The sequence below is a fragment of the Streptomyces sp. H27-D2 genome, assembly GCF_035828615.1.
In the GTDB taxonomy this organism is placed as follows: domain Bacteria; phylum Actinomycetota; class Actinomycetes; order Streptomycetales; family Streptomycetaceae; genus Streptomyces.
In genome coordinates, this window is sequence record NZ_JAYMZR010000010.1 from 66,405 (window position 1) to 83,943 (window position 17,539).

14 protein-coding genes are annotated in these 17,539 nt (G+C 72.0%); 3 read left to right on the forward strand and 11 right to left on the reverse strand.

Annotated features, from left to right (window positions below):
• Window positions 1–37: 37 nt before the first annotated feature.
• The 6 genes from QMK28_RS06530 to QMK28_RS06555 form a co-directional block, all read right to left on the reverse strand.
• Window positions 38–499 (reverse strand): DUF5990 family protein, encoded by a 462-nt coding sequence (locus tag QMK28_RS06530; protein ID WP_326436034.1) that lies wholly within the window; start codon window positions 497–499, stop codon window positions 38–40.
• 57 nt (window positions 500–556) lie between these two features.
• Window positions 557–748: a DUF1059 domain-containing protein gene (locus tag QMK28_RS06535; protein WP_326436035.1), complete on the reverse strand. Its 192-nt coding sequence runs from the start codon at window positions 746–748 to the stop codon at window positions 557–559.
• 161 nt (window positions 749–909) lie between these two features.
• Entirely contained in the window at window positions 910–1,899 is a 990-nt protein-coding gene (locus tag QMK28_RS06540) for a malate dehydrogenase (protein ID WP_326436036.1), read from the reverse strand.
• Window positions 1,900–2,295: 396 nt separating this feature from the next.
• Window positions 2,296–3,756: a helix-turn-helix domain-containing protein gene (locus tag QMK28_RS06545; RefSeq protein WP_326436037.1), complete on the reverse strand. Its 1,461-nt coding sequence runs from the start codon at window positions 3,754–3,756 to the stop codon at window positions 2,296–2,298.
• Between the two features lie 628 nt (window positions 3,757–4,384).
• Window positions 4,385–4,864, reverse strand: coding sequence for a DUF3017 domain-containing protein (locus QMK28_RS06550; protein WP_326436038.1), 480 nt, complete (start codon window positions 4,862–4,864; stop codon window positions 4,385–4,387).
• Window positions 4,854–5,723 carry a bifunctional methylenetetrahydrofolate dehydrogenase/methenyltetrahydrofolate cyclohydrolase gene (locus QMK28_RS06555; protein WP_326436039.1) on the reverse strand — a complete coding sequence of 290 codons (870 nt, stop codon included), beginning with the start codon at window positions 5,721–5,723 and terminating at the stop codon, window positions 4,854–4,856. The genes QMK28_RS06550 and QMK28_RS06555 overlap by 11 nt, the downstream gene beginning before the upstream one ends.
• Before the next feature lie 333 nt (window positions 5,724–6,056).
• Between QMK28_RS06555 and QMK28_RS06560 the strand changes: the two genes are divergently transcribed.
• The gene (locus QMK28_RS06560; protein WP_326436040.1) at window positions 6,057–6,659 is read left to right on the forward strand and encodes a hypothetical protein; all 603 of its coding nucleotides are present in this window, start codon (window positions 6,057–6,059) and stop codon (window positions 6,657–6,659) included.
• 119 nt (window positions 6,660–6,778) lie between these two features.
• Here the strand turns inward: QMK28_RS06560 and purH are convergent, their stop codons facing one another.
• Window positions 6,779–8,353 carry a bifunctional phosphoribosylaminoimidazolecarboxamide formyltransferase/IMP cyclohydrolase gene (purH, locus tag QMK28_RS06565; RefSeq protein WP_326436041.1) on the reverse strand — a complete coding sequence of 525 codons (1,575 nt, stop codon included), beginning with the start codon at window positions 8,351–8,353 and terminating at the stop codon, window positions 6,779–6,781.
• Window positions 8,350–8,979 (reverse strand): phosphoribosylglycinamide formyltransferase, encoded by a 630-nt coding sequence (gene purN, locus QMK28_RS06570; protein WP_326436042.1) that lies wholly within the window; start codon window positions 8,977–8,979, stop codon window positions 8,350–8,352. The genes purH and purN overlap by 4 nt, the downstream gene beginning before the upstream one ends.
• 311 nt (window positions 8,980–9,290) lie before the next feature.
• Here purN and QMK28_RS06575 point away from each other — a divergent pair, with 311 nt between their 5' ends.
• On the forward strand, window positions 9,291–10,535 hold the full coding sequence (locus QMK28_RS06575) for a hypothetical protein (RefSeq protein ID WP_326436043.1): 1,245 nt from the start codon (window positions 9,291–9,293) through the stop codon (window positions 10,533–10,535).
• Window positions 10,536–10,731: 196 nt separating this feature from the next.
• Here the strand turns inward: QMK28_RS06575 and QMK28_RS06580 are convergent, their stop codons facing one another.
• Window positions 10,732–12,603: a cell division protein PerM gene (locus QMK28_RS06580; RefSeq protein WP_326436044.1), complete on the reverse strand. Its 1,872-nt coding sequence runs from the start codon at window positions 12,601–12,603 to the stop codon at window positions 10,732–10,734.
• A 680-nt stretch (window positions 12,604–13,283) separates the two neighbouring features.
• On the opposite strand from QMK28_RS06580, the gene QMK28_RS06585 reads away from it, so the two are divergent.
• Complete coding sequence (locus QMK28_RS06585) at window positions 13,284–14,813, forward strand: DNA-directed RNA polymerase sigma-70 factor (RefSeq protein WP_326436045.1); 1,530 nt, start codon at window positions 13,284–13,286, stop codon at window positions 14,811–14,813.
• Window positions 14,814–15,077: 264 nt separating this feature from the next.
• On the opposite strand, the gene sucD is transcribed toward QMK28_RS06585, so the two are convergent.
• Both sucD and sucC read right to left on the reverse strand, forming a co-directional pair.
• Entirely contained in the window at window positions 15,078–15,962 is an 885-nt protein-coding gene (sucD, locus tag QMK28_RS06590; RefSeq protein WP_326436046.1) for a succinate--CoA ligase subunit alpha, read from the reverse strand.
• Between the two features lie 20 nt (window positions 15,963–15,982).
• Complete coding sequence (gene sucC / locus QMK28_RS06595; protein WP_326436047.1) at window positions 15,983–17,155, reverse strand: ADP-forming succinate--CoA ligase subunit beta; 1,173 nt, start codon at window positions 17,153–17,155, stop codon at window positions 15,983–15,985.
• Window positions 17,156–17,539 lie beyond the last annotated feature (384 nt).

A 17,539-nucleotide genomic window follows, 5' to 3' on the forward strand; every position in this document is an offset into this window, starting at 1 on the left:
GGTCCGTCCCAGCCGACCCCACGCCCTGGCGGGCCGGTCACGGAGCCGGGTGGGCGAGCCATTCCACCAGAGGCGGCCGAACCGCGCCGCACAGCGGGTGGCCGCATGAGTCCGAGAGACGCAGCCGCGCGGTCAGGCACCCGGATCGCACGGCGGCCTCGATGACACCCGGATCGATGGCGGCGAACATCAGCTTCGCCCGGCGGAACATCGCGAAGACACCGGCCGCGTCCACGGTGCCCCAGGAGAGGTAGACGAACCGGCCTCCGAGACCGTTCTGGATGTACGGGCCGTTCAGCTCGACGCCGGTTGCGGTGGGGGTCGCGGAGCACTCCAGCGTCCACAGGGCCGACGCGACATCCCCCGGCCGCAGTTCGAACATCTCTGCGGGACGGTCCTTGCGCTGAACGCCGACATGGACGTTGTCGGCCCCGTCGAAGGTCGGGCCGGGGCCGATGCTGCGCCCCGGCAGACCGGAGGCTTCGATACGGATCTGCATACGGCCATCATCGTCCATCCCCGGGTGGGGCGGCGAAGGTGGCGGGCAGCGTGCGGATCAGGCGGGGACGCGCTCGTCCTCGATCATGCCGCGGATTCCCTCGCGCAGTTCCGGTCCGTCCGTGTGCCCGTGGACCGAGACGGCGTGCTCGCAGGCTGCCCGGACTACTTCGTCCTCCTCGCCCGCGATGGTCAGCGTGCAGTTCGACTCGCTCGGGAATTTGCGACAGTCGGCAACTTTCCTGGTCATGACGGCCTCCCGTTGGACTATGCCTCCAGCAGTTGGAGTACACCTCCAGGCTAAACCCGTTCAAACTTGACTGCTTCGGGCATTCCGGAAACGACCGAGCCCGCACCGTCCGTGGTTCCGGACGGTGCGGGCTCGGCTTCTCAGGCTCAGGTTTCTCAGGCTTAGATCAGGCCGAGACCCTTCACGGCCTCGCGCTCCTCGACCAGCTCGGCGACCGAGGCGTCGATGCGGGCGCGGGAGAACTCGTTGATGTCCAGGCCCTGGACGATCTCGAACTTGCCGTCCTTCGTGGTGACCGGGAAGGAGGAGATGATCCCCTTCGGGACGCCGTACGAGCCGTCCGACGGGATGCCCATCGAGGTCCAGTCGCCCGCCGCGGTGCCGTTGACCCAGGTGTGCACGTGGTCGATGGCCGCGTTGGCGGCGGAGGCGGCCGAGGAGGCGCCGCGCGCCTCGATGATCGCCGCGCCGCGCTTGGCGACGGTCGGGATGAAGGTGTCGGCGAGCCACGCCTCGTCGTTGACGACCTCGGCGGCGTTCTTGCCCGCGAGCTCGGCGTGGAAGATGTCGGGGTACTGGGTCGCCGAGTGGTTGCCCCAGATCGTCAGCTTCTTGATCTCGGAGACCGGCACGCCGGTCTTCTGGGCGAGCTGCGAGATGGCGCGGTTGTGGTCGAGGCGGGTCATCGCGGTGAAGCGCTCGGCCGGTACGTCGGGGGCGGCGGCCTGCGCGATGAGCGCGTTGGTGTTGGCCGGGTTGCCGACGACGAGGACCTTGATGTCGTCCGCGGCGTTGGCGTTGATGGCCGCGCCCTGGGGCTTGAAGATGCCGCCGTTGGCCTGGAGCAGGTCACCGCGCTCCATGCCCTTGGTACGCGGGCGGGCGCCCACCAGCAGCGCGACGTTGGCGCCGGCGAAGCCGACGTTCGGGTCATCGGAGATGTCGATGCCGCGCAGCAGCGGGAAGGCGCAGTCGTCGAGCTCCATGGCGGTGCCCTCGGCGGCCTTGAGGCCCTGCGGAATCTCCAGAAGCCGGAGCTTCACCGGCACATCCGCGCCGAGCAGGTGACCGGACGCGATGCGGAAGAGCAGCGCGTAGCCGATCTGTCCGGCGGCGCCGGTAACGGTGACATTGACGGGAGTGCGGGTCATGGCGGTCTCCAGCGCATTGTTGTCTCGGGGCGACCCCCAGACCCCGGTGCCGCAGACCCCGGTAGCGGTGGGAATCCCTACCCCTCGTTCCAAGGTCTCTTGGTGTCAAGAGACCTTGCCGTCAATCTATCGGACGGCGGGCCCGCGAGTCCGCCGCCCCCATGCGCTACCTCTCACCGTGGCTCCGGCCGACACTCGGGCGGGGGAACCCTGGCGGTCCCGGAGCCACAGCGGAGGGGGGCGGCCCCTCGGTCGAGGGGGGTGAGCCGAGCGGCCGCCTTACCCGTGGGGGGCTGAACAAGCGCCTGCCCGCGATCCCGACGGGCATTCCCCGTTTTCCCACCGCATTCCCAGGGCTGCCCCGCCACGCCACGCCGGGTCCGCTCCGGGACCGGCTTACCGCGCGGGCGGCACGGACGCCGCCGCACCGTCCTTGGCGCAGCCCTCCTCGCCCGTCGGCAGCGTCGCGCACGCCTTGGCCTGCGACGCGGCGTTCACGGCCACCATCTTGGTGTAGGCGTCGTTGTCGTTCACCGTCGCGCGAGCGGTGTCCCCCTTCACGCCGCCCTGGGCCGCCGCTGTGATGTTCAGCGCGTCGCCCGGCGCGGCATTGGTGATGCGCGCCCAAGCGGCTCCGCACACCTTGCTGTAGCGGACCTCGACAAGCGTTTGTCCGACGTATCCGCGGGCGGTGGTCCGCGCGTGTTCGCCGCCGCAGCCCATGACCTCCGGGTCCTTGCTGGAGCAGTCGGAGCCGTTGCACTTCACCCCGGCCGGCAGATCGGTCCGCTTCGCGCTCGGCGAGGGCGTCGCCTTCGCCTGCTTCCGCGGCTCGTCCTGCCCGAGGTCGAGCAGCAGCACGGCGGCTGCGATGACGAGCAGCGCGCCGACGACACCGGCCAGGAACATCGCGATGCGGCGGCGCTGCCGTTGCTGGTCGGACGGGCCCGCGGGGCCGGCGGGGCTCGCGGGGCCGGGCACGTCTAGCGGGGCGCCCGCCACGTCTCCGGGGCGGGCCGCGCCGTCGGCACCGCGCACGCTGCCGAAACCACGGGCGGGGCTGCCCGTGCGGCCGGGCCCGGCAGCGCCGCCGTATCCGGGCGCGCCGCCGCCGTATCCGGGCGCGCCGCCGAATCCGGCTGCTCCGGTGCCGCTGGTGCCACCGTCTCCCGCGCCGCTCGCCGCCCTCGCGGCTGCCCCGCCGCCGACCGGGTCGGGGCCTTGGCCCCAGCTCGTACGGTCGGTCCTGGGCGGCTGGTCCGCGCCGGGCGCGCGGTCGGCCCCCGGTGTCCGGTCGGCCCCTCGTGTCCGGTCGGCGCCGGGCGCGCGGTCGGCGCCGGGCGCACTGGCGGTGCCGGGCGCGTTGTCCGTGTCAGGCGCGTTGTCCGTGCCGGGCCGTCGGCCCTCGGTGGACGCCCGCTGCTGCGGGACCGGCGACTGTGGGGCCGACGGCTGCGAGGCCGGGCGGGCGGGCTTGCGGGCGGGCTTGCCGTTCTTGACGTTCGCGGGCGGCGGGCCGAACTCGCCCAGCGCGGCGCGCGCCTGCGAGACCTTTATGGCCTCCATCGTGTGGTCGTGCCGCATCTCGGAGCGGCTCCAGGCGCGCTCCGCGAGCTCCCACATGGTGTTCAGATGCCCGACGTTCGCACCGGTCACCTCGGCCAGCGCCTCGACCGCGCCTCTCGGCGCCAGCAGCCGGCCGTTGAGGTATCTCTCCCACGACGTCTTGCTGTAGCCGGTGCGGTCCGCGACGGCAGCGACACTCAGCCCGCTGCGGTCCACCAGCCTGCGCAGCTGGTTGGCGAACTCGCGCACCTGCGGGTCGAGTTCTTCCGGTAGTGACCTCCAACGAGGCATTGCCCTCCCCCTGTCCCCCCGTGCGTACGCTGCTCGGTCCACGCGGTCGTCCCGTACGGCACTGCTCGTAGCGCGAGCACCCTGTGCTCCTCGTGCCGACTACCCACGGGGATGCGCAAAGCCAGAGTGCCGGTTCCCTCCGCAGGGGCGCACGGGAGCATTCGGGACACGGTCGCGTGCCCGCGCACGCCTCCCGGCTTCCGCTCGCGGGACCAGTGTCCCACCGGCGTTCGAGGCCATGGGCCAGCAGCCCGTCCGTATGCACGGGACGTCCCGGCATACCCCAATTGCGCTCGCACATCCTTCCCTTGGGACCGGTTCGGACCGCTTGATCATCAATTAGGAACACTTGGCGACCATTTACGAGCACAGCCCGTGGCCGATTCTCGTTGCACGCCGGTGACTCCGCACCGGAATGGTCACTTCCGCGTCACAGCCCGTAACCCCGCCTTGATCCAATCCATCGCGCACCTGATGCTCGAACAAGGCGGCGGCCCGTCCTGCTCGGGGGAGAAGACGGACCGCCGCCGTCGGGGGCTGCGTGGGGGCTGCGGGCTGGCTGCCTGCGGGCAGCGGGCTTGCGGGCCGCGGGCCGCGGGCCGCGTACGGCCTGCCGGACCACGTACGGCTACCGAACGGTGTAGTGCACCACGTCGTCCACGAACGGGATCTCCAGCCAGGGCTCGGGCTGCGCCATCAGCGCGAGCAGCAGGATCAAGACCCCCAGCACGCCGTACGTCAGCAGGTCCGTGAAGCGGGACCGGACGGCCAGCATGCCCACCGACGGCAGCACCCAGCGCAGCACCGCGCCCGCGATGAGTGACACGCCGATCAGGATCGTGCCGCCCCGGAACTGGTCGAGGGCGATGAGCAGCAGCCCCACGCCCGTCCCGCCGAGCACGGCGAGCAGCGGCCACTGCCGGGCCGGCGCCGGGGCGTCGCCGCCGGCCGCCCGGCCGCCGCCCTCAGGCCGCGCGGTGTCCCGGGTGATCGACGGGAACCGGCGGGTCTTCTTCGGCTCGGCCGCCATCTCCGCGCTCACCTCGGCCGGCGTCCCCGCCACGGCTGACATCCCCGCCTCGTCCGGCATCGCCGCTTCAGCCGACATCGGCCGCACCGGCGATCCGCTCGGCGGCCTCAACGACGTTGACCAGCAGCTGGGCCCGGGTCATCGGGCCGACGCCGCCGGGGTTCGGCGAGATCCAGCCCGCGACCTCGGCCACCCCGGGGTGCACATCGCCGACGATCTTGCCGTTCTCGTCCCGGCTGACGCCGACGTCGAGCACGGCCGCGCCCGGCTTCACGTCCTCCGGCTTGATGATGTGCGGGACGCCGGCCGCGGCCACGATGATGTCGGCCTGGCGCAGCTGCGCGGACAGGTCGCGGGTGCCGGTGTGGCACTGGGTGACCGTCGCGTTCTCGGACTTGCGGGTCAGCAGCAGCGGGATGGAGCGGCCGACGGTGATCCCGCGGCCCACGATGCAGACGTGCGCGCCGTTGATCTCCACGCCGTGGTGGCGCAACAGCTGGATGATCCCGAACGGGGTGCAGGGCAGCGGGCCGGGCTCGCCCAGCACGAGGCGGCCCAGGCTCATCGGGTGCAGGCCGTCGGCGTCCTTGGCCGGGTCCATCAGCTCCAGAATCCGGTTGGTGTCGATGCCCTTGGGCAGCGGGAGCTGGACGATGTAGCCGGTGCACTCCGGGTCCTCGTTGAGCTCCCGGACGACTGCTTCGATCTCCTCCTGGGAGGCGGTGTCGGGCAGTTCGCGCTGGATGGAGGCGATGCCGACCTGCGCGCAGTCGCGGTGCTTGCCCGCGACGTACCACTTGCTGCCCGGGTCGTCGCCGACCAGGAGAGTGCCCAGACCGGGCGTGACGCCCTGGGCCTTGAGGGCCGCCACCCGGGCGGCGAGTTCGGACTTGATCGCGGCTGCGGTGGCCTTGCCATCGAGAATCTGGGCAGTCATGCACCCATCTTCCCGGATGGAGCCGTCCGCATCCCAATCAGGGCGGGCGGGGTCGGGGTACGGGCGGGCTCCTGGTGGGCTGCGGGCGGTCTACGGGCGCTCTACGGGCGGGTTGCCGCCGGGCTGCCGCCGGCTTCGTAGCCGGTCCGTCGCCCGCTTCTCCCCGGCCAGACCGAACCATTCACCGCATATAGGGAACTTCGCTGGACAACGGCCCGATGCCACGACGACGATGGCTCGAATGTGCCGCGGCAGTGGGGGGACGGTCCGCTCGGTTTCTTACCTCCGCACGGTCCGCGTCGTCCCCGCACGACCACCCGGAGGAACCCCCGCATGAGTTACGGCGACCCCAACAACCCGTACAGCCAGCCGCCCCAGGGCCAGCAGCCGGGCCAGCAGCAGTACGGCTACCCGCAGCAGCAGCCGGGCCCGCCGCCCGGCCAGCCCTACGGCCAGTTCCCGCAGCAGGGCGGCCAGCCGCAGTACGGCGGCTATCCCGGCGGCCCGATGGGCGGCCCGCAGAAGGCGCCCGGCACGGTGACGACCGCTCGCGTGCTGCTCTTCGTGCTGGGCGGGCTGATGATCATCGCCTCGCTGGCCTTGTTCGCCGTCGGCGCCGCGGCGCAGAATGACGACGTCCAGTCGGCGTTCGACGATCAGGGGATGGCGATATCGGGAGGCCTCTTCATCGGCCTGGGCGTGCTCGTGCTGGCCATCGGCATTCTGGAGATCATCGTCGCCGCGAAGTTCGGCAAGGGCGGCAACGGCGTCCGCGTCACCGCGATCGTCATCGGCGCCATACTCACCGTGGGCTACGTGGTCAACCTGTTCATGGGCAATATCGTGGCGCTGCTCGGTCTCGCCGCGAGCATCCTGATCATCGTCTACTGCGCCAAGGCCGACGCCAAGGCGTGGTTCAACCGCCCGCGTTACTGAGCGACTCGGTGACCGTGTCCTCAATCGCCGGACGGGCTGAATATTCAGCCCTCCCCCAGCCTCCGGCCGGGAGGTGCCCCCAGGCGATTGAGGACAGTCACGGCACCAATGACCAACCGTCAGTGGAAGAAGTGCCGCGTCCCCGTGAGGTACATCGTCACGCCCGCCGCCTTCGCCGCCTCGACGACCAGCTCGTCACGGACCGAACCACCAGGCTGGGCCACGGCCTTGACGCCCGCCTCCAGCAGCACTTCGAGGCCGTCGGGGAACGGGAAGAACGCGTCGGAGGCGGCGTACGATCCGGCCGCCCGCTCCGCGCCCGCGCGCTGGACCGCGAGCTTCGCGGAGTCGACGCGGTTGACCTGGCCCATGCCGACACCGACCGTCGCGCTGTCCTTGGCGAGCAGGATCGCGTTGGACTTGACCGCGCGGCAGGCGCGCCAGGCGAAGGCCAGCTCGGCGAGCCCGGCCGCGTCGAGCGGCTCGCCCGTCGCCAGTGTCCAGTTGGCCGGGTCGTCGCCCTCGGCCTGGAGCCGGTCCTTGACCTGGAACAGCGCGCCGCCCTCGATGGGACGCTGCTCCACGGTGGCCGCGGGCGCCTCGGCGCAGCGCAGCACCCGGATGTTCTTCTTGCGGGCCAGCACCTCGACCGCGCCGTCCTCGTAGCCCGGGGCGACGATGACCTCGGTGAAGATCTCGGTGACCTGCTCGGCCATCGCGACGCTCACCGGCCGGTTGACGGCGATCACGCCGCCGAACGCGGAGAGCGGGTCGCACGCGTGCGCCTTGCGGTGCGCCTCGGCGACGTCCGCGCCGATCGCGATGCCGCACGGGTTGGCGTGCTTGATGATCGCGACGCAGGGGGCGGTGTGGTCGTGCGCGGCGCGGCGGGCGGCCTCGGTGTCGACGAAGTTGTTGTACGACATCTCCTTGCCGTGCAACTGCTCCGCGCCCGCGAGGCCCGCGCCCGAGCCGTCGCTGTAGAGCGCGGCGGGCTGGTGCGGGTTCTCGCCGTAACGCAGCACGTGCGAACGGGAGAAGGTCGCGCCCAGGAAGTCGGGGAACGCCGAGTCGCCCGCGGCCTCGTCGGCCGCGTAGCCGTCAGCGAACCAGGACGCCACGGCGACGTCGTAGGCCGCCGTGTGCTGGAAGGCCTCCGCCGCGAGCCGCTTGCGCGCGGTCAGGTCGAAGCCGCCGTCGGTGGCGGCCTTGAGCACGTCCTCGTACCGCTCTGGGTTGACGACCACCGAGACCGACGGGTGGTTCTTGGCGGCGGCGCGGACCATCGAGGGGCCGCCGATGTCGATCTGCTCGACGCACTCGTCGGGGCTCGCGCCCGAGGCGACCGTCTCCTTGAACGGATACAGGTTGACGATCACCAGCTCGAAGGGCTCGATGTCCAGCTCGGCGAGCTGCCGCTGGTGGTCGGGCAGCCGCTGGTCGGCCAGGATTCCCGCGTGCACGCGGGGGTGCAGGGTCTTGACCCGCCCGTCCAGACACTCCGGGAACCCGGTCAGTTCCTCGACCTTGGTGACCGGCACGCCGGCGGCGGCGATCTTCGCGGCGGTGGAGCCGGTGGAGACGAGACGGACACCCGCCGCGTCCAGGCCACGGGCCAGTTCTTCGAGCCCCGTCTTGTCGTAGACGCTGATCAGGGCGCGGCGGATCGGCCGCTTCGTTCCTTCGGCGCTCATGCCGGAACCAGTACCTTTCGTCCCTCAATGCGATAACCGTCGCGGGCCAGCCGGCCCACGACGTCGACGAGCAGCTCTCGCTCGACTTTCTTGATGCGCTCGTGGAGCGCGCTCTCGTCATCCTCGGCACGGATCTCGACCACGCTCTGGGCGATGATCGGGCCGGTGTCGACACCGTCGTCGACGAAGTGGACGGTGCACCCGGTCACCTTCGCGCCGTACGCGAGCGCGTCGCGCACGCCGTGGGCGCCGGGGAAGCTGGGGAGCAGGGCGGGGTGGGTGTTCAGCAGCCGCCCGCCGAAGCGGGCGAGGAACTCCGGTCCCACGATCTTCATGAAGCCGGCCGACACGACCAGGCCGGGCTCGTACGCGGCGGTGGCCTCGGCCAGCGCGCGGTCCCAGGCCGCCCGGTCGGCGTAATCCTTCACCCGGCACACGAAGGTCGGCAGACCGGCCCGCTCGGCGCGCTCCAGCCCCTCGATGCCCGGGCGGTCGGCGCCCACGGCCACCACCTCGGCGCCGTAACCAGCCGGGTCGGCGGCGATGGCGTCGAGCAGGGCCTGCAGGTTGGTGCCGGAACCCGAGACGAGGACGACGAGGCGGGCGGGGGGCTGGGAGGAAGCCACGGTGGAGGTCTTTCTCGCGGGATGGAGCGGGAATGCGGTGAGCGGCCAGGACGTAGAGCGGCCAGACGACAACGATGACGGCGATCAGAACGAAGACGGGAACGAAGCGGCTTGTGTGGTCGTACAAGTCGGAGGAACCCGAAATACGGGGAACCCTACGAAGGCCCCGACCGTCAGCAACGATACCGGCACACCGAGCGGCCCCCACGGGACGGGGGCGGGCGCGAGAGGTAGCGTCTGGGTCAGAGATCCGTACCTCCCCGTCCGTATGGCCGGGCAGGACGACGACACAAGGGGAAGACACACTCCAGATGCCGGATCGACGCCGCCGTGCGGCCCTCCGCCTTCCGCTGGCCGCCGCCCACGCAGGGGAGGCAGTGATGTGGGCTCCGCTGCTCCGTGAGCGTCAGTCGTCGTCCTCTTCCTCACACGCTTCTTCGCGCGCTTCGCAGCCCCATGGGTCGGCTGACTCCGCTGATTCCGCTGACTCCGCTGGCTCCGCTGATTCCGCGCAGTCTCCTGGTTACGGGGACTCCGGGGGTCCCGGGAACGGTGAGGGCGAGGGGAACAGCCGGTCGGACCAGACGCAGCAGCCGTCGCCGCCGCCGCCGTCGCCGTCGCCGCCGCCGCCGCCGCCGCCGTCCGAGCGTAAGCAGCGGGTGCGTGAGCAGGACAACCCCTTCGCGGCCCCTCCCGAGGGCAGGCCCGACCAGCCCTGGCAGCCGCGCCATCCGCATAACGGCGGCGGTGACAGCGGCGACGGGACGGGGAACGGTTCCGGCCCCGGCGGGTCCGAGGGCGGCCAGGACGGGCAGCAGGACGGGCAGCAGCCGCCCGCCTGGGGCAGCCAGTGGAGCAGCCGTCAGCCCGGCCGTCAGGGCGGCGGATTCGGTTCGCGCCCCGACGCCGACCGGCCGACGGGACCGAACGGTCCGGGCGGCACGGAGGGCTCCGGCGGGTCCGGCAAGGGCGGCTCGGGCAACGGCCCCGGCGGACTCCGCTGGGATCCGACCGACCCCGCCCAGCGCCGCGCCCGCTACGCGCTGCTGTCCGGCATGTGGGGCTTCTTCTTCGCCCTGTTCAGCCTGCCGGAGATCGCCCTGCTGCTGGGCACGCTCGCCGTCTACTGGGGCATCAGCTCACTGCGCGCCAAGCCGCGCGCGGCGGACCCGACCGCTCCGGCGGCGGGGAAGGCTTCCGCGGCGGACGTCGGTACGGATATCGGTACCGGCGTCGGTACGGGTGGCTCGCCCTTCGGCGATCGCCCGGCCGGTGCGGATGCCGGTACGGGTCCGGCTGCTGGGACGAGCGCGGGCGACGGCGTCGCCGGCAGCGTCCGTACGGCCAGCGGGAACAAGCCGCAGACGACACCCGCGATCAGCGGTCTGGTCACCGGCTGCCTGGCCCTCGCCATCGTGGCGACGACCTTCGCCTTCCAGTTCGCTTACCGCGACTACTACACCTGCGTGGACGACGCCCTCACCCAGACCTCCCAGCAGGCCTGCGAGGACCTCCTCCCCAAGCAGCTACGGCCCCTCCTCGGCGCGGAGGACTGAGTTCCACCAAGGACTGAGCTCCACCCGAAGGGCTGACACCGCGCTGCGCTGTCACGAGGGCCCCGAACGAGGAAACGATCCGTCACGATCCGTCACGGAGAGGGTTCCTCGCGCGGGGCCTCGGGGGGCCGGTACGGCGGCGAGTACGGCATCCGGACAGCGGCCAGCATGGCGTCCGGTACAGCGGCCGGTCGGCTCACTCACTCGCCCGGCCCCGTCTCCTGGCCCGGCGTGAGTCTCTTCCGGGCTCCGCCCCAAGCTGGGGCTCGGCCTCCGGCGTGTGGGCGGATCGCGACATGTCGCTGGGCTCGACCAGCGTCGCAGCCGATCGCGTCGGCTCGCCTGCCGCCGCAGCGTCCGCCTCGGGTCGGCCTTCCGCATCCGGCAGCTCGATCACCTGGGACATCAGGCGTCGCCACCAAGACGCCGAGGGCGACGGCGACGGCGAGGGCAGCGCCGACTCGCCTGATACCGACTCCGTTGACACCCAGCCGACTGATCCCGACCCCGCTGATAGCGACGCACCCGCAGAAGTACTCGCAGCCGCGAGACCGTCGGCCCCCCCCCCACCCCCCCCGGGCGCCGCGTCTGCCCCCCCCCGCGCCCGCCCCCGCCCACCCGCCCCTCCACGCCACCGCTCCCACGCCCGCGCCCCCGGGACCGCGCCGCGATCCGGCACCACGCCGTCACCGCCCGCACGACCGGCGGCACGATCGCCCGCACGTCCTTGATCCGGCGGGCGCAGCTTCCGCACCCTCCACCAGCGCAGGCCGAACGCGGTGGGCACCCCGGCCAGGGCGGTCCAGCCCAGCGCGGCCGGCCCCGTCAGCCACCAGCTCGGCCCGAAGTCGGCGAGGGCGGCGGAGCCCAGCGGGCCGCTCGCCAGTCCGGTCAGCAGCGCGATCGCACCGCCGCAGCCGATCGCGGCGAGCGCGCCCGCCGAGGCGGTCTCCCGCCCTCCCCAGCGCCCGTCCGCCGCCTTGTCCCCCGAACGGGTAGCCGCGCGGCCCACGAAACAGCCCGCCACCACCCCAGCGACGAGGGGGAGGCCCAGCACCGACCACGTCAGCGGGCCGCCTTCGCCCTGCTGCGGCAGACCGGCGAACAGCGGGAAGTGCGGCAGTACGGGGTATCCGGCCGCGCCGAACGGGCCTGCCACGCTCTCCCCGCCGAGCGTGAAACCCGGCCCGAGGCCGTACGCGGCGCCCCACAGCACGGTGTTCGGGGCGAGCACGAGCGCGAGCAGCAGCACCGCGATGCGCCCCGACCACATTTGGGTGAGCTGGGAAAGCGACTGGTGGGCCGCGTCCACGTGCCACGACAGCGAACCGACGGCCAGCAGCGCGCCACCGGCGAGGAGTACCGCCGTAGCGGCGACGGCGGCCCGTAGCGCGGCGATCAGCAGGGGGCGCGGGAGGGCGGACCACACGCCCCCCGGAATGTGGTCGAGCGCCCGCGCGAGCGGCTCGGGGAGCGCCCCGAACGGCCGCTCGTGCGCCGCCCACCCGCCCGCCGCGACTGCGCCGACCGCGACGACCGGCAGGTGCAGCAGCGCGCTGAGCGGCACGACGTGCACCGGCCCGGTAGCCGCGTAGACCACGGCTGCGAGGCCGACCATCAGATACCCGAGGGTGACCCAGCCGAGCACGGAGCGGGGCGTGAGCTCGGGATCGCGCGCCGGGGGCGCGTCCTGCCCCTCGGCGGCCTCCTCGGGAGGTTCGAGGGCGTGCCGCGCTGCCCGGTAGAGCAACCACACCGGCAGGACGGCCAGCAACATCGGCGTCAGGCCGATGGGCGCGGGGACGCCGGACAGCGTATCGGCGCGTTCCAGGTCGGCCCCGTGGGCCAGCAGCCACAGGTCGGCCGCGATGTGCAGGGCGCCACCGGGGCCGCTGTCCGGGAACGGCGAGGTGATCCACATCAGCAGTACGGCCACGGCGAGCGCCCCGAGCCCGAGGCCCGCCGCGAGCACTCCGCCGAGCAACGCGGCGCCGACCGCCTGAGAGCGCCGGGCGGCGGCGTGGCCGTGCGGAGACAACGACGAGCCGCGTTCGGTCAATTGGGTCACGCGGCCATGCTGCCAACAACACGCCATTCGTACGCGTAGCGGGCGAATGGTCGCCGTGTCGCTCAATATAGACTTATGTACCTTTTCACACAGTGCAGGAGTGCGAGCTTCGCCAGCCCGGCCGCCGGCTGTGTGGAGAGGCGGGCATGATCCGGATCAGACGCATCATCAAGCCCGCCAACAGGGACGCCAACAGGGGCGCAGAGCGGGAACCGGGCACGAGAGCGGCTCGGGGGAAGCTCACCCTGAGCGGCTCGACGCAGCCCCGTCCGACGGAGACGTCGACCACGCGCTCGAAGCCGTCGCACGAACACACGACGCCCAAGAGCCTCATGTCGCGCATCCGCACCGCCCGTACGAGCGACGCGACAAGCCCGGCCGCCGAGCCGCCGAAGGCCGTGGCACGCCGCAGGCTGCGCACCCGAGCCCGAGCGGGCAAGCCGCCGCAGGCCGAATCGGGTACCCGCACGGCCACCCCGACGGGCGGGCCTCGCACCGCGAACTCGACGTCGAGCCGTGGCCTGGCGCCGGTGGCAGTGGCGGTGGTACGGGCGAAGGCTCAGCCGGTGGCAGACGCTGGGCCAGAGGCTGGGCCCAAGGCTGCGGCCAAACGGGCCGCGAAGCCCCCGGCCTCGGTGCCGCCCCGTCACCAGCACGCCGGTCCTGCCGCCTTGACGCCCGTGACCACCACCGAGGCGAAGCTGTCCCGCCCCGAAAGCGCGCACGACGCTGCGCACGACAGCCCACGGGACACCGCCGCGCAGCCCACAAACAAGGCTGCGGTGCGGGCCGCCGGCTGTGGCACCGACACGATGCAACTGCCCGCGATCACCGCGTCGTACGACGGGTCCAACGCGTCCGCCCCGTCCGACCCGCGACCGGACCCGACGCGCGCCCCGGATTCCACGTCCGCGCGCCGTACGAGGCAATCGAATTCCGCCGACCAGCCAAGCATCCGAGCATCCAGCGGAAGCGGCGGCGGCAACCCCAACGACAGCTTCGCCAGCGGCCCCGGCGGCAACAGCCGCAACAACAGCAGCTCTGCCACACCCCCGGCACGGAGTTGGACGCCCCGCCGAGCCCTCCGGCCAAGCAAGCCCAAACACCGGCCGGCCACGGCCCACGCAGCGACACCGTCCGGCCCCGCGCCCTCACCCACGCCCCCACCCGCATCGTCAGCGGCAGCGACCTCCGCCTCGGCCGCCGTCTCGGCCGCCGCCCCGGCGACCCGCGCGGCAACGCTGCCCACAGCCGCACCCCCACCCCCCAGCCTCCACCCCAACCCCAACAGCCCCGTCGAAGCGTTCGACCTGCTCTACACCCACGCGGCCCCAGCACTCACCCGTCAGGCGTACCTCCTCACCGGCCGCCCACGGCTCGCCCGGCACGCCGTCGAGCACGCCTTCCGGCTGGCCTGGGAGCAGTGGCCCGCGGTGGCCGTGGACCGGGATCCGGTGGGGTGGGTGCGGGCGGCGGCGTACGAGTACGCGCTGTCGCCTTGGCACCGGTTGCGGCCCGGCCGCCGTATCTCGGCTCCGCGTGGGAAAAGCCGCAGCACCACCCCGGCAGCCCCAGCCGACTCGGCGCTGCTCACCGCCCTGCTGAGCCTCCCGCCCGCGTATCGGCGGGCGCTGCTCCTCTACGACGGCGTCGGTCTCGGGCTGCCGGAAACGGCGGCCGAGACGGAGGCGAGCACGCCCGCCACCGCCGGACGGCTGACGTACGCCCGCGACTCGCTGGCGGCCCTGCTCCCGGAGCTGCGCGACGCGATGCCCGCCGAGCAGGGCGAGCTGCTGCGCGAGCGGCTCAACCGCCAACTCGTCACGGAGCGGGCCGCAGCGGCGGGTACGGATGCGTCGCAGCCGGAATCGGCGCTGGCGGAATCGGCGCTGGCGGAAACGCCGCTGCCGGAAACGCCGATCCCGCTCGCCCGTGAGGTGCGTAACCGGAGCGAGGCCCGGACCCGGCGCAGGACGCGGGGCGCGCTCGGGCTGTGCGGGCTGGTGGTGGCTGCGAGCGCGTTCACCGCGGCGACCGCTCCCGACCGCTACCTCCCCGAGCCGGAACGGCCCGTGAAGGCCCCGAGCATCCCGCAGGCGGAACCTCCCGCGCGGCAGGGCAAGACCCCGAAACGGAGTCCGGCGGCGTCGGCGGGACCGGCCAAGCCCTCGAAGGCAGCGACGGGTGTCCACAAGCGCCGGGCGGGCTGAATCAACCCCGCCGCCGCTCCACGAGGCCGCCGTACGCAACCCTGCCGCCGCTCCGCGAAGCCCCCCGTACGTAAAAACAGCGCGGGCCCGTACCCCACCAGCAGGGGGATACGGGCCCGCGCCCTTGAGCGTCGTTCAGCCAGGTCCGGAACCAGGACCAGGACCGAGGCATTCAGGCCAAGGCCCGGTCCAGTCCGGACCCGGGTCAGTCCGGACCCGGGTCAGGCGCCGAGACTCCGGACCCGGGCAATCAAGCTCCGAAGGTCACGCGCCGAGCGCGACCCGCGCCAGGCGGGCCGTCTCGGACGGGGTCTTGCCGACCTTCACGCCCGCGGCCTCAAGGGCCTCCTTCTTGCCCTGCGCGGTGCCGGACGAACCCGACACGATCGCGCCGGCGTGACCCATCGTCTTGCCCTCGGGGGCGGTGAAGCCCGCGACGTAGCCGATGACCGGCTTCGTCACGTTCTTCGCGATGAAGTCCGCCGCCCGCTCCTCCGCGTCGCCGCCGATCTCGCCGATCATGACGATCAGGTCGGTGTCGGGGTCGGCCTCGAAGGCGGCCAGCGCGTCGATGTGCGTGGTGCCGATGACCGGGTCGCCACCGATGCCGACGGCCGACGAGAAGCCGATGTCCCGCAGCTCGTACATCATCTGGTACGTCAGCGTGCCGGACTTCGAGACCAGGCCGATGCGGCCCGGCTTGGTGATGTCGCCCGGGATGATGCCGGCGTTCGACTGGCCCGGGGTGATGAGACCGGGGCAGTTCGGGCCGATGATCCGGGTCTTGTTGCCCTTGGTGCAGGCGTAGGCCCAGAAGGCGGCGGAGTCGTGCACCGCGATGCCCTCAGTGATCACGACGGCGAGGCCGATCTCGGCGTCGATCGCCTCGACGACGGCGCTCTTGGCGAACTTCGGCGGCACGAAGATGACGCTGACGTCGGCGCCGGTCTTCTCGATCGCCTCGGCGACCGTCCCGAAGACGGGCACCTCGGTGCCGTCGAAGTCGACGCTCGTGCCCGCCTTGCGCGGGTTGACGCCGCCGACGATGTTGGTGCCGTCGGCGAGCATGAGCTTGGTGTGCTTCATGCCCGTGGCGCCGGTCATCCCCTGGACGATGACCTTGCTGTCCTTGGTGAGGAAGATAGCCATGGTTGTGGTGTCCTCGTCCTTTACTTCGAAGCCAGCTCGGCGGCCTTGTCGGCCGCGCCGTCCATCGTGTCCACACGCTGGACCAGCGGGTGGTTGGCGTCGGTCAGGATCTTGCGACCCAGCTCCGCGTTGTTGCCGTCGAGCCGCACGACCAGCGGCTTGTCGACTACCTCGCCCTTGGTCTTGAGCAGCTCAAGAGCCTGGACGATGCCGTTGGCGACCTCGTCGCACGCGGTGATGCCACCGAAGACGTTGACGAAGACGGACTTGACGTCCGGGTCGCCGAGGATGATCTCCAGGCCGTTCGCCATGACCTCTGCGGAGGCGCCGCCACCGATGTCGAGGAAGTTGGCGGGCTTCACGTTGCCGTGCTTCTCACCGGCGTACGCGACGACGTCGAGGGTGCTCATGACGAGCCCCGCGCCGTTGCCGATGATGCCGACCTCGCCGTCGAGCTTGACGTAGTTGAGGCCCTTGGCCTTGGCCGCGGCCTCGAGCGGGTTGGCCGCCGCCTTGTCCTCAAGCGCCTCGTGGTGGGGCTGCCGGAAGTCGGCGTTCTCGTCGAGCGAGACCTTGCCGTCGAGCGCGATGATCTTGCCGTCACCGGACTTGATCAGCGGGTTCACCTCGACCAGAAGCGCGTCTTCCTCGATGAAGACGGTCCACAGCTTCTGCAGGACATCGGCGACCTGGTCGGCGATCTCGGCCGGGAACTTCGCCGCGGCGACGATCTCGGCAGCCTTCTGCGGAGTGCAACCGTCGTTCGCGTCCACCGGAATCTTGGCGAGCGCGTCGGGGTTCTCCTCCGCCACGATCTCGATCTCCACGCCGCCCTCTACGGACGCCATGGCGAGAAACGTGCGGTTGGTGCGGTCCAGCAGGAAGGAGACGTAGTACTCCTCCGCGATGTCCGCGGTCTCGGCGAGCATGACCTTATGGACCGTGTGGCCCTTGATGTCCATGCCCAGAATGGCGTCGGCCTTGGCGACCGCGTCAGCCGGGTCGGAGGCAAGCTTCACGCCGCCGGCCTTACCGCGGCCGCCGGCCTTCACCTGCGCCTTGACGACCGCGCGGCCGCCGAGACGCTCGGTTGCCTCTCGCGCCGCCTCCGGCGTTTCGATGACTTCACCGGCCAGTACCGGTACACCGTGCTTGGCGAAGAGGTCCCTCGCCTGGTACTCGAACAGGTCCACGCGCGTCCGTCCCTTTGCGTCTCAATAACCGGATTCAGAATGATCCGGTTCGTTGTCTGCGTGGGCGTGCCGCTGCGGGCAACGTGACGACGCGGTCACAAGGAAAGCGCACACGGTGACCCGGTACGCGGCATGTCCGCCTCGCAGGCTATCCCCGTAGGGGCGAGGTCCCTAAATCGCAGATCACACTGGCGCGGTGATTACAGTCACAGCCGCGGCGAACGGGCGGTCCGCACCCTCGCGAGGACCGCCCGATCCGGTGCGTCGGGGTGGTCGTCGCCCTTGGCGGGGAGGCTGCCGGGGCAGGTAGGGGGGCGGCCTGGCCGGTGAAGGACGACGGGGCCGCAGGGGTCGGCTGGGGTCGGCGGAGGGGCAGCGCGCGTC

What these genes read in the sequence shown, in the direction of transcription:
- sucD (WP_326436046.1), bottom strand. Translation starts at nt 15,962, where the DNA reads ATGGCTATCTTCCTCACCAAGGACAGCAAGGTCATCGTCCAGGGGATG.
- purH (WP_326436041.1), bottom strand. Translation starts at nt 8,353, where the DNA reads ATGAGCGCCGAAGGAACGAAGCGGCCGATCCGCCGCGCCCTGATCAGC.
- QMK28_RS06535 (WP_326436035.1), bottom strand. Translation starts at nt 748, where the DNA reads ATGACCAGGAAAGTTGCCGACTGTCGCAAATTCCCGAGCGAGTCGAAC.
- QMK28_RS06560 (WP_326436040.1), top strand. Translation starts at nt 6,057, where the DNA reads ATGAGTTACGGCGACCCCAACAACCCGTACAGCCAGCCGCCCCAGGGC.
- QMK28_RS06545 (WP_326436037.1), bottom strand. Translation starts at nt 3,756, where the DNA reads ATGCCTCGTTGGAGGTCACTACCGGAAGAACTCGACCCGCAGGTGCGC.
- QMK28_RS06555 (WP_326436039.1), bottom strand. Translation starts at nt 5,723, where the DNA reads ATGACTGCCCAGATTCTCGATGGCAAGGCCACCGCAGCCGCGATCAAG.
- QMK28_RS06575 (WP_326436043.1), top strand. Translation starts at nt 9,291, where the DNA reads ATGCCGGATCGACGCCGCCGTGCGGCCCTCCGCCTTCCGCTGGCCGCC.
- QMK28_RS06530 (WP_326436034.1), bottom strand. Translation starts at nt 499, where the DNA reads ATGCAGATCCGTATCGAAGCCTCCGGTCTGCCGGGGCGCAGCATCGGC.
- QMK28_RS06540 (WP_326436036.1), bottom strand. Translation starts at nt 1,899, where the DNA reads ATGACCCGCACTCCCGTCAATGTCACCGTTACCGGCGCCGCCGGACAG.
- QMK28_RS06550 (WP_326436038.1), bottom strand. Translation starts at nt 4,864, where the DNA reads ATGTCGGCTGAAGCGGCGATGCCGGACGAGGCGGGGATGTCAGCCGTG.